General features: G+C 43.3%; 15 protein-coding genes and 1 pseudogene. 4 read left to right on the top strand and 12 right to left on the bottom strand.

Translation table 11 applies throughout. The features are described from left to right. Positions 1-77 precede the first annotated feature (77 nt). The gene (locus tag IIC38_10170; GenBank protein MCH8126317.1) at positions 78-1,502 is read left to right on the top strand and encodes a nitronate monooxygenase; all 1,425 of its coding nucleotides are present in this window, start codon (positions 78-80) and stop codon (positions 1,500-1,502) included. A gap of 348 nt (positions 1,503-1,850) precedes the next feature. On the opposite strand, the gene IIC38_10175 is transcribed toward IIC38_10170, so the two are convergent. From IIC38_10175 to IIC38_10215, 9 genes are all read right to left on the bottom strand, one after another. Further along, the gene (locus IIC38_10175) at positions 1,851-2,798 is read right to left on the bottom strand and encodes a 6-bladed beta-propeller (GenBank protein MCH8126318.1); all 948 of its coding nucleotides are present in this window, start codon (positions 2,796-2,798) and stop codon (positions 1,851-1,853) included. Further along, the gene (locus IIC38_10180) at positions 2,795-3,286 is read right to left on the bottom strand and encodes a heavy-metal-associated domain-containing protein (protein MCH8126319.1); all 492 of its coding nucleotides are present in this window, start codon (positions 3,284-3,286) and stop codon (positions 2,795-2,797) included. Before IIC38_10180 ends, IIC38_10175 begins: the two co-directional genes overlap by 4 nt. A 48-nt stretch (positions 3,287-3,334) precedes the next feature. Beyond that, the gene (locus IIC38_10185) at positions 3,335-4,240 is read right to left on the bottom strand and encodes a transporter (GenBank protein ID MCH8126320.1); all 906 of its coding nucleotides are present in this window, start codon (positions 4,238-4,240) and stop codon (positions 3,335-3,337) included. A gap of 68 nt (positions 4,241-4,308) precedes the next feature. Continuing rightward, positions 4,309-4,758 (bottom strand): heavy-metal-associated domain-containing protein, encoded by a 450-nt coding sequence (locus IIC38_10190; protein ID MCH8126321.1) that lies wholly within the window; start codon positions 4,756-4,758, stop codon positions 4,309-4,311. 154 nt (positions 4,759-4,912) lie between these two features. Next, positions 4,913-5,212 (bottom strand): hypothetical protein, encoded by a 300-nt coding sequence (locus IIC38_10195; GenBank protein ID MCH8126322.1) that lies wholly within the window; start codon positions 5,210-5,212, stop codon positions 4,913-4,915. A 72-nt stretch (positions 5,213-5,284) separates the two neighbouring features. After that, the gene (locus IIC38_10200) at positions 5,285-5,620 is read right to left on the bottom strand and encodes a heavy-metal-associated domain-containing protein (GenBank protein MCH8126323.1); all 336 of its coding nucleotides are present in this window, start codon (positions 5,618-5,620) and stop codon (positions 5,285-5,287) included. Between the two features lie 53 nt (positions 5,621-5,673). Continuing rightward, positions 5,674-6,015, bottom strand: a complete 342-nt coding sequence (locus tag IIC38_10205) for a hypothetical protein (protein MCH8126324.1) — start codon at positions 6,013-6,015, stop codon at positions 5,674-5,676. A gap of 15 nt (positions 6,016-6,030) precedes the next feature. Continuing rightward, positions 6,031-6,390, bottom strand: a complete 360-nt coding sequence (locus IIC38_10210; GenBank protein MCH8126325.1) for a winged helix-turn-helix transcriptional regulator — start codon at positions 6,388-6,390, stop codon at positions 6,031-6,033. Positions 6,391-6,556: 166 nt separating this feature from the next. Continuing rightward, a complete protein-coding gene (locus tag IIC38_10215) occupies positions 6,557-6,694 on the bottom strand; it encodes a hypothetical protein (GenBank protein ID MCH8126326.1) in 138 nt (45 codons plus the stop codon). Between the two features lie 83 nt (positions 6,695-6,777). Here IIC38_10215 and IIC38_10220 point away from each other — a divergent pair, with 83 nt between their 5' ends. Genes IIC38_10220 through IIC38_10230 form a run of 3 tightly spaced genes read left to right on the top strand, consistent with a single transcriptional unit; the run spans position 6,778 to position 7,472 of the window. Further along, the gene (locus IIC38_10220; protein MCH8126327.1) at positions 6,778-6,912 is read left to right on the top strand and encodes a HEPN domain-containing protein; all 135 of its coding nucleotides are present in this window, start codon (positions 6,778-6,780) and stop codon (positions 6,910-6,912) included. Further along, positions 6,906-7,187 (top strand): HEPN domain-containing protein, encoded by a 282-nt coding sequence (locus IIC38_10225; GenBank protein ID MCH8126328.1) that lies wholly within the window; start codon positions 6,906-6,908, stop codon positions 7,185-7,187. Before IIC38_10220 ends, IIC38_10225 begins: the two co-directional genes overlap by 7 nt. Before the next feature lie 3 nt (positions 7,188-7,190). Continuing rightward, positions 7,191-7,472, top strand: a complete 282-nt coding sequence (locus IIC38_10230) for a nucleotidyltransferase domain-containing protein (protein MCH8126329.1) — start codon at positions 7,191-7,193, stop codon at positions 7,470-7,472. 157 nt (positions 7,473-7,629) lie between these two features. Here IIC38_10230 and IIC38_10235 read toward each other — a convergent pair whose 3' ends face one another. From IIC38_10235 to IIC38_10245, 3 genes and pseudogenes are all read right to left on the bottom strand, one after another. After that, on the bottom strand, positions 7,630-8,565 hold the full coding sequence (locus IIC38_10235) for a PD40 domain-containing protein (protein ID MCH8126330.1): 936 nt from the start codon (positions 8,563-8,565) through the stop codon (positions 7,630-7,632). 71 nt (positions 8,566-8,636) lie between these two features. Beyond that, positions 8,637-9,056: a VOC family protein gene (locus IIC38_10240; GenBank protein MCH8126331.1), complete on the bottom strand. Its 420-nt coding sequence runs from the start codon at positions 9,054-9,056 to the stop codon at positions 8,637-8,639. A gap of 416 nt (positions 9,057-9,472) precedes the next feature. Continuing rightward, positions 9,473-11,045 (bottom strand): annotated as a pseudogene (locus IIC38_10245) (M20/M25/M40 family metallo-hydrolase). Positions 11,046-11,375: the final 330 nt, after the last annotated feature.

Genomic DNA, 11,375 nt, shown 5'->3' on the forward strand with positions numbered 1-11,375 from the left:
TAGAAGGATTGAACAATAATAAAAGCGGTTTTAGGATTAAGGCTAATTCAATCAGGATCGGAAAGGAATGAAAACATATGAAATTACCGAAGATAATTCAAGGGGGAATGGGCATTGGCATTTCCAACTGGAATTTGGCCAGAGCAGTGTCGATGCAGGGGCATCTGGGAGTCGTTTCGGGGACAGGGATTGCCCTGGTAATGATTGCACGATTGATGGATGGCGATAAAGAGGGGCATATTCGGCGGGCATTAAGCCATTTTCCCTTTCAAGGGCCGGTTAAGCACATTTTAAATAAATATTATGTCCCCGAACCAAAAACCCCACAGCCACCTTACAAACGCCCGCCGATGTGGACCCTCAAACCACCCAAATCGCTCTATGAGCTGACAGTCATTAGCAACTTCGTCGAGGTATTTCTGGCAAAGGAGGGGCATCAGAACGCAGTGGGGCTCAACCTGTTGGAGAAGGTACAGATGCCAACAATGGCCTCTCTTTACGGGGCGATGCTGGCGGAGATAGACTTCGTGATCATGGGAGCCGGCATCCCGGTGCAAATTCCCGGCATCCTCGCCAGGTTGGCCGGCCACCAGGCGGTTAGCTACCGGCTCGATATACAGGGAGCCGATCAAGGGGATGATTATCGCCTTCACTTTGATCCCCAGGCAATTTTCCCCGGCGTCGTGGAAAGGATAAGCCGATTGCCCCGCCCCTATTTTCTACCGATCATCTCCTCGGTGGTGCTAGCGAAGGCATTGATTAAACGGGCAACGGGTAAGATAGACGGCTTTGTCATCGAAGCACCCACCGCTGGCGGACACAATGCTCCCCCCAGAGGGCCGCTACACCTGAATGAAGATGGCGAACCGATCTACGGGGAGAAAGATGTGGTAGACTTAAACAAAATCAAACAGTTTGGTCTGCCCTTTTGGCTGGCCGGCGGCTACGACAGCCCAGCGAAACTGCAGTACGCACTAGATGCCGGCGCGGTCGGTATCCAGATAGGCACAGCTTTTGCTTATTGCGCCGAATCGGCCATGGATGAAACACTCAAAAGCCGCATCATCCAAAAAGTCCTCGCTCAAGAGATAAAGTTGCACACCGATCCCATCGTCTCCCCAACCGGCTACCCCTTCAAAGTGGTCCAACTGGAAGGAACCCTGTCAGATCCGAAGATTTGCCAGAACCGGATCCGGCTGTGCGATGTTGGTATGCTGCGACATCTCTACAAACGAGCGAATGGGAAGGTAGGGTTCCGCTGTCCGGCCGAACCGGTAGAGCAATACCTGGCAAAAGGGGGGAAACCGGAGGATACAGTCGGAAAAAACTGCCTGTGCAACAATCTATCCGCCACTGCGGGATATCCTCAGCATCGAAAAGACGGCTACATAGAACCACCGATAGTCACTGCCGGAGACGGGCTGGCAGCCATCGGAAAATATATCAAACCGGGCCATCACAGCTATACAGCCCAAGATGTACTTGACTATCTGACCGGGTGATAAATTCATAACCCTAATAATTGTTAAAAAAAAGTGTAAGTAAAATCGTGTGCATTAAATGACCCAATATGTCTAAATTTATCTCTTCCCCTAGTAAAAAAGGTTCGCCATATGACGAACTCTTGGTATTGATTTTATTGAGTTTAAGCTTGTAGCGGGGGTAGGATTCGAACCTATCCGCCAGCTGGCGGATATGAGACTACGGTCAATTAAATGAGTAAATTCCTGAAGTTCTCTCTAAAATTTAGTTAAAATCCTCCATAAACAGGGAAGAGTTTGCGTCCCCAGGGGGAGGACTAGTCTATCATGCTGAACACGATGCTGATATCGGAAACTCCGAGCATCCCGTTAATTTCTTAAAATCTTAAATTTTTGAATTCGGTCGTTTCCAAAGTCTACCACATAGGCAAACCCATTCATAATGGCAATGTCCGTTGGTTTTTCAAATTGGCCTGCATTCGAACCATTTGCTCCAAATTGATAAAGATAGCTCCCAATCGCATCAAAAACTTGAATACGATGATTATAAAAATCTACCACATAAATCCGTCCTTTAGCATCCAATTCAACAGCGTTGGCAACATTGAACTGTCCTGGAAGCTTATCTTCTCCGCTCCAACTGCCCCATGAATGTAGGGCTTTTCCATCTGGGTTGAATGTTTGTATCCGGTGATTGTAAGCATCGGCGATAATAATATTTCCTTTGTTGTCAACCATAACGTCTGTCGGGTAATATAGTTGACCAAACTCATGGCCTTCTTTGCCGAATTGAGAAATGAATTTGCCTTGTGTATCAAATATTTGAATTCGGTTATTATAAAAACCAGCCACCAGCACATTCCCACTTCGGTCGAAATTCACTGCCGCCGGCGCGTCAAACTGGCCGGGCCCTTCTCCACCTTTACCCCATGAAAATTGATAAATGCCATTAGTGTCAAAAACCTGGACGCGATCATTGCCATATTCCGGCACGTAGACCCGGCCACCCGAATGAACAGCCAGATGCATGGGGCGATCAAATTCTCCCGGATCACTCCCGGCTGTTCCCCATTGGGTGATAAATTCGCCTGTTGCTGTAAACTTTTGAATACGATTGTTGCCGGCATCCGAAACAAAGACATTACCGGCAACATCCAGAGCAATCCCGATTGGCTGGTTGAATTGTCCAGGCGCACTGCCCTCGCTGCCCCATTGGCTGACAAACTCAACACCCATTTGATTCTTTTTCGTGCACGCGATTGACCATACCTGGACGACAGCCAAAACGACAAACAACAGCCACCTTGGCGTTTTCATTCGATCACCTCAAATTCTTGGATAGTGAGCGTAAAAGGATGGGCATGATGCTGTTCAGGAGTTTCATGCTCGATAATGCCTGTCACCCGAACACGATCTTCCGGTCCTTTTACCATCGAGCGCAGGTTCTTGAGCTGCTCATTCTCCTGAAGAATAAATTTCTCGTCCGCTTCGCTCACCAAGAGAACCGTAGCCTCATCGGCTTGGTTTATGGTACCCACAACACTCACGGTTAGTTGTTTGGGAGTGAACCCCGCGTTCTTTACGGCAAGTTCAATCCCTTCAACTTCTATGGATTTCCCTTGCTTGTTTTCAAGCATTGCCACAGCTTTATCCACATTTATTTCTACTTTCCCCACACCTTCAATTTTTTTAAGTTTCTTTTCCAGGCCATAGGCGCAGAAAGGACATGAGAGCCCATCGACGCGAATATCTGCTTTTTCAACCTGAGCTTGTGCAGTAGTAATTAGTCCTAACGTAGAAAACATAGTGACATAAATAAAATATGATTGCCATTTCATTTTTTGTCGCTCCTTTCAAAATAGCAAAATTCGGGTTCCCAGCGAAAGACTCCAATCGGTAGCCAACTGGATACCGTTAGGTTCGTTAATGATAGGATATTGGAACGACGCTTCAATCAACCAACGCCGACCGCCGACGTATTGCAGGCCTGGTGATAGAAAGATTGTCGTGCCACCAGAGTTGTCTACACTTTGGTCGTTTATTTTATTCTTATTGGCCGTCGTGCCATTGATTTCCAGATAGGCGTTTAGCTGGGGCGATGGATAAATCTCATAAACGACGGGTAACAGCCTGTAGCCAAAAGCCAGATTATATGAAAAGCTGTTACCGAAATCGACCTGATCTCGAGAAGTGTTCAGATTGTAAATACCTTCCAGATAGACACCAGTCCGGCCTTTAACCCACCCTAAAACACTGGAAAAGAAATAGCCTGTCGACCCGGAGCCCAATGCCGGAGCTTTTTCTTCATCACCTGAAGCCAATTTAACCCCAACTTTCGAGGCTAGACGAACTGTTTCTTGTTTACGGTCGAACTGATAGACCAGGTACTTGGCAAAGAAACGCACGTCGCCTATACCGCTACTGGAAACATCCTGCGTACGCGTTTTTAGACTGATGTCCATGAATGGGAGAATAACACCCAGCTGAAATCTATCGCTGAACAAATTGTAAGGGATGGCGACCGGCGTAATTCGAATAGTGATACGACGGTTCATATCATCGGTAATTTCTTCGCCATCCTGTAAAAGAGTTGCCTTACGAACGAATTTTGCAAATGTGCGAATTCCACCGCCCTCCAAGCCAAGCATAATTGGAGTATCGGTATGAATGGGGGGACCCTGGCTGAAGACTTTTTGCAATGGAAGCAATAATGATAAAACTACAAAACTCATTAATAATTTGCGGCATTGTTCTATCAATGGAAATACCTCACAACATCAATTCATTCATTAACTATATTTGTTTTTCTATAACGCTGCTTCTTGTTTCATTTTTTTTGCGTCACTTCAAACTCTTCTACCAAAAGGCTCAAAGAGTTTTCTTTGTTAGTTTTAACCCGGCCTGAAATGATAAAATTCTTTTTACCCGCCTTAAATGCCTCTCGTAATTTGGGCAACAAATCGATCTTTTCAGCTTGTTCTTTTTCTTTGTCCGCCTTTTTGGGTGGCGGTGAAACCGGCAAGAATATCTGCCCGGTATCGGGCATTTTAAAAGCTAAATCTGCAACCTGGGCAGTATCCTTCACAGGGATGACAACAATCTCACCGGTGGCTTTAATATGAATATCCCGCGGTGAGAAATTTGCTTTTTCCACTGCTTCTCTAAGTATCATCGGGTTGAGAATTTCTCCTGGTTTTAAGATAATTAAAGCATTCTGATCTTCTAAACTTACATCCACATCTTGAACGCCTTCCAGGCGTTTTAGGGCATTCTGCACCCTGTTTGCTCAGCCACCTCAGGTCATGCCAGCTATACCGATATGTACCTCTTGTATCTGTGCCTGAGAAACGAGCGGAAGACTTAGAAACAATAAGGCTGTGCTAATCAAGCTTAATAGAATTCTTCTTAACATTTTACCTCCTTTTTGATTTTCATAATACAAACGCTTTCACAATGACTTCCACAGATGGAACACCTTTAAATTTTCCATCATCAAGGTAAAGCCGGCAACAATCAGCCCCATCCGATTCAATGGCTCCTGCGACGTCTTGCCCGTTGACTAAAATTGTCGGTGAACCGTACTTTTTAACATAGGTTGGACTTTTTTCGTCTCCACGATTCCATTCTATCCATGACGGTTCAACCCCTGTTTGTTTGTGTGCAAGTTGTAATTGTAACCTGGCTTCATTTACATTAGGACAATCACTATCGAAGATCAATTCGACTTTCATATTGAATTTTCCTTAATATTGCATTAAATATTTATTATTATGCCTAAATTCTAATTTTGTAGTTTTATAGAATCAGCCTCCGGAATCAGCTTTTTTCGCCTTGTAACCCATTTTATTGATAGCGTCAATTACATCCTGCTCACTCACTTTTTCAGGATCTACCGTCACTTCAGCTGTGCCATCAGCAAAACTGGCTTTGACTTCTATTACACCATCGATCTTATTGACTGCCATTTTTACATTGACTTCGCAGCCTGTGCATGTCATACCTTCCACGTCACAAGTAATAACTTTTGTCGAGATGTTATCAACCTTTGCAGTCAGCTCCAGTTCGGCGTTTTTACTCGAGCAGCCGAATACTGCTAACAATGGGAGCAATACAAATGCCAATATAAAATTCCGTTTCATGATTAAACTCTCCTTTTAGTTATTGTCTATTTTTTTTGGTTTTAGATTTTCATTTATAAAGGTAAATAGGGCAAAATGTATGGAAATGCGACGAGCATAATTGCCATGATCGCCACGATCCATAACATCAAGCGCTGGTTTCGTCGGCTCTGTGGTGTCTGGCAAACTTGCCCTGGCGCACATTCAACATCTCGTTGAGGTCGATAGGCGAAGAAAAATCCCACAGCTAAAAAAACCACTGTAATGCCGATGAAAAAAGGCCGGTAGGGTTCAAGGGCTATTGCAAACGCTACACCTCCGATTCCAAGAAAAGTAAGAACCAACGGCCCTATGCAACAAGCCGAAGCAAGAATCCCAGTAACAATAGTACCGCTATTAATCATTGAGTCTTTCATGATTCATGTCTCCTATTAATCATCAATTTCAAAAAGTTCTATCAACAAATCTTTAAATATACCTGACGTCATTTGATAATAAATAGTTGGTCCTTCCCGGCGCTGTTGAATAACTCCTCTATCGCGTAATTTACGGAGTTGATGAGATATTGCTGATACCCCCATTCCCATAATATCGGCCATGTCACAAACGCAAAGCTCGTCGCTTTGAATAAGAAGAAACAACATTTTTAATCTTGTTGCATTTCCAGCCATATCCAAAAGATCAGCAAGTTTATCCAGATCATCTTTCTGTAGCAATTGCTTTCTGAGGGATAGTAGTTTCTCTATATCTACTTGTTGTCGTATACATGTTTCAGTTGTAAGCTCTTTCATTTGTTACCTTGTTTTATTATTTGAGCATTTGTTCAAATAGTGAAACAATTAATAATACTTTTTATTCCCGGGTTATTCAAAGAAGAGTAGAATCCTGAGTAACTGCCTTTTGGCAGTGTGTCTCAGCAGTGTTCTGAGCAAAATCGAAGGGGGTGCTTCCTACTCATCACCAGGCAATTCTAATCACCGATTTTCCTTCCCCTTTCTCATCCTCACCTTCTTTCTCCGGCAATTCCGGCTCCCATAAATCCGGTAATTCATCGCCCCACAAATAATGGTTGAACCAGGCCAGGTTATGCCACATCACTGCACGTTGCGATTTGGTTTTGCTTTTGAATGTTTTCTTAGGTAATTTTAACTCAGAACGGATTATGATTTATTAGTCAGATGGAACTAAAAAAGCATATTGATTACTGGTTGAAGTCTGCTGCCCATTATTTTGAATCGGCAGAGACTCTATATAAACATCGCCGATATGACTGGTGTTGTTTCTTGGGCACTTGGTCATTGAGAAAATGCTAAAGGCACATTTCGTTCACGATAATCCGAGTGAAAATGTCCCACTCATTCATAATCTTCCAAAGCTAGCCGAGCAAACAAGATTTCCACTAAAACAAAAGCAAAAGCTTCTACTTTTAGAGATTAATCAGTTCAATATTAAAACTCGATATCCAGATTATAAGTTTAAATTTTACCGAAAATGCACACCAGAGTTTACTGAATACTACTTTAACAAAATTAGGGATTTATACAATTGGCTATTACAGAATATGTTGAAAAAGCAATCCGAAGATTAATTAATTAAGCTAGCGGCAAAAGATCTTCGTCTCCAAGAGGTTTACCTTTTCGGATCTGCTGCAAGAGGTTACGGGCATAAATGGAGCGATATTGACTTGGCAATTGTTTCTCCGGATTTTAGCGGCGATAGTTTTGAAGACAGCAAAAAGCTTTTTCCCTACATCCTTCAGGTAGATACGGCTATTGAAGTTCATACATTCCATCCAACAGATTTTACTTCTGACAACCCATTTGTTAAAGAAATCTTAGTTGTCTGTTTCATAAATTCGCTGACGTATTTTTAAACGGAGCTATAAGCTGTAGTCATTTGTTTATTCTCAATTACCCCTCCTAACCTCCCTTATCAAGGGGAGGAATTTCCCCTCCTTGTTTAAGGAGGGGGTAGGGGAGGTTTAATAATATTGACAAGTACAATTTTAATACGTTACAGTAATTATGTTTTTATATACTTAGCGACCGGAATTCGAGTACATTAACACATCTTGCTGTGACAATTTTTGGATTGCCACCATCAGCCGGAATGATGGCAAAATTGCGATTATATGCGTAATACAACTCTTTGCCTGAATAGGTGGAATACAGAATTTGACTACCATCGGGGGACCAGTTAGGGCTCCAATCGGGTCCTGGAGTTGATACGATTTTGTAAGTGGTATCTGCCACTAAATCGAGGATAAAAATATCAGTGGTGTAAAAATTGATACGATCCGGATTCTCTGCAGCATTGAAGGCAATCTTATTTCCGTCGGGAGACCACGAGAATCCGCCAACACTAAAGGTTTTGCCATTGGTCTTTTGATCTCCTTTAACCGGTTCTTTTAAAGCATCGGATATTTCAAATGTCCATAAATGCGAATGGCTATATTCTTTACGAACCACTGAAAATCCACCCATATGATCTTTTCTTCCCTTTGCATATTTGGATTCAGGCTCGGTTGCTGTAAAAGCAATCTTTTCCCCATCCGACGACCATTCATAATTGGAAACACCGCTTTCGGAATCTGTTAAACGGACCGCTTCCCCACCATTGGGCCGAATCGCGAAAATTTGGTTTTTGTCCTTGCTGCGATTCGAGGTAAAGGCCAGCCATTTTGAATCCGGCGACCACTTCGGATTGGATGTCGATTTTTTTCCACTCGTTAATTGAAATGTATCTCCGCTTGAAACATTTGCCAACCAGATGTGGGTAATATTGGCATTCTCCTCAAAATCAGCTCCTCTTACCGTATATGCCACAAAATTTCCATCCGGTGAAATTCTAACCGAACCCACAGATTTCACTTTGATGAGTTCATCGATAGTGGGAACGTGTTTGCTGTCTTTTGCAAAAAGGGATGATGAAAACAAAAGGATAAAAAGTATGATTCGCTTCGTCATTTTTTCTCCTAGTTTGATTGAATTTACCTGTTAATATCAGCAACACATTAGCAGCCGGTTGGATTGGGTGGTTATACGTTTTGTTTGAAAATGGGATGATCATTATTTAGTTCTAGCAAATCCCAAAGATTGCCATATAAATCTTCGAAAACAGCTACCGTACCGTAAGACTCCTTCTTAGGATCTCTAACAAATTTTATCTCCTCAGAAACCATTTCATTATAGTCACGCCAGAAATCAGTATGGAGAAATAGAAAAACCCTTCCACCTGCTTGATTTCCCACAAACGCTTCCTGTTCAGGTTTTGAAGCTCTGGCAAGCAACAATGTTGTACCGCTAGATCCGGGAGGAGAAACTACAACCCAACGTTTATCTTGCTCGGGTTGATAAGCGTCCTCGACCAAAGTGAAATGAAGTTTCTTGGTATAAAACTCAATTGCCTCATCGTAATCCCTAACGAGCAAAGCAACATGAACAATTGACTGCCTCATTACTTCCTCTTTAAAACTCGTCTACTAAGTTCGTCGAGGAGTTACACTCCTCGACTTAAAACAAAGTAACGTTCTATCCCATTACATCAAAGTCTATTCAATAATTGAATGATCCTCCAAAATATAATTTCTAGCGCTTGAGTACAGCAAATCTTAAGGCTTGCTACAAGCTTTCCGAATTGTGATTCACCTCTACAATCAAATTTCCAAATTTCGAGGATTATCTTTACCCGGTGAGATATTCCTAGATTTATTATCCTGGAACAAACCAATCAAAATCGTCTGTCTAGCGGGATGAATCTTCATCCCAATTAAAAGGATTATCATAAATGTATTCACGAATGTGATTTTATTTCTTTTTTGTTACGAATAATAAATAGTTTATTGCCAAACAACATGCACATCCCGGGAGTCAACTACTGCGCCGCCGCCAAAGCAAACAACAAATCCACATAACTCTTCTCGATTTCCGCCAGTCCGGCAACACTGGAACCTTCCGCCGGTTCGATAACCATGTACTCGTTTGGAGCATGGGCGCCAGAGCCATGGCCGAGTCCGTTAAAAACCAGCGGTAATCCGAGACGTTCCGTAAACTGGTAGAACGGCGCACTTCCGGCCAGTCGCGGCCAAATCTCTTTTGTACTGCGCCATTTATTAAAAACGCTGATTGCTGCTTGCACAAGGGGTGCTTCAACAGATGTTTGAGCCGCAGGATAGCTGGAAAGTTTCCGTAATTCAATATCGGCGAAGCCGTGTTTGTCGAGATGAGCCCGAACCAGCTCCAGGGAATGATCCGGATCGACGTTTGGCGGCAACCTGGAATCGACCTTCGCAGTAGCCACATGCGGCAAGATGGTCTTCACACCTTCTCCGGTGTAGCCGCCCCAGATGCCGTCAACATTGAGTGTCACTTCGTACAGATAACGCAGAAGCGCCTCTTCACCGCTAATGCCATCAATCCACTTTTCGACATTGAGCAGCTTCTTGATCCCGGCTTCATCCCAATTTTTCAGCGCGCCATTGATGAGACGCTGCTCTTCTTCTGTGGGAGGGCGAACGTTATCGTAATAGCCATCGATCAGGATTGTATTGCCATCGGGTGTGGTCATGGACGCCAGTGCCTGGGCCAAGCGCAAAACAGGAGCATCCACCAGCGCTTTGTAAGAGCCATGAATCTCGGAATATGTCGGACCGCCCCAGTCGCCGCCTTTAGCTTCCATTTCAAAATAGAGGATACCTTTTACTCCCATACTCAGGCGGATTTCGCCGGTTAAACTTTGGGAATTAAAGGGAAAGAAAACCCCGTCGGCAGTGCGCAGGCGTTCCTCAAAATGGTCGACCAGTTCCGGGTAATTGGGCGAACCCAACTCTTCCTCACCCTCTGCTAAAACCATCAGGTTTACCGGTTAAACTACCGGTTACAGCAATGATAGACTCCACAGCATTCAGAAATGCCCGCTCAGGTCCCTTCTGGTTGGTCGCGCCTCGTCCCATGAGCACTTTACCAAAGTCCTTCTCTACAAGGTTGGCGGCAAAGGGCGGTGATTCCCAATCTTCCGGATTTACTGGTTGGACATCGTACATCATGTAGATCATCAGTGTCTTAGCCGCTCCAGCGTCATAGTAGCCCCACACCCCTGGATGTCCTGATGTGGCTACGACTTCAGTTTCGGTAAAACCCATCTCGGCAAGGTCGTTTTTTACCATTCGCGCCATTTCCTGGATACCGTTGTTCTGGGCGCTGATCGATGGCTGACGAATCCAGCGCTGAAGCTTTGCCAGATGTCCGTCCAGATTGTTGTCAATGTAGGAGTAAACATCGTTGTGCTCACCACTGTAGGGCGCAATGGTCGATGGATCGAAGGCTTCGTCTGTAGATAAAGAAAATTGTGGACGCTGTTGAGTGTTGTCCGGAGCACAACTAATTACAATAAGTAAAACAAGAAAAAAGAATAAGCAATAAAGTATGAATATTTGTTTTCTTAACATCTTGGTCTCCTTTTTTTACATTTTCAATTGAACATTGTAGAATCTGACGCCACCTGTGTAGTTTCAATCATGGTTTTCAAGTTATCATACATTCAGGTTAATTTAATTAACCTGCACTATTCATGAATTTTTGCCACAAAGACTCTAAGTCACTAAGAATATGAAAGTTATAAAGAAGATAATTATGAACCAATTTTCGGTCAATATAAAAAATCAATCTTTCTTAACCTTTATTTTTTAAAGCTTTGTGTCTTTGAGTCTTGTATGTTTAAAGTTTTAAGTTTTTATGTTTTTTTCCATTACAAATAGTTCTTTTATTTTTTAATAAGA

The organism is candidate division KSB1 bacterium, from assembly GCA_022566355.1.
In the GTDB taxonomy this organism is placed as follows: Bacteria; Zhuqueibacterota; JdFR-76; order JdFR-76; family DREG01; genus JADFJB01.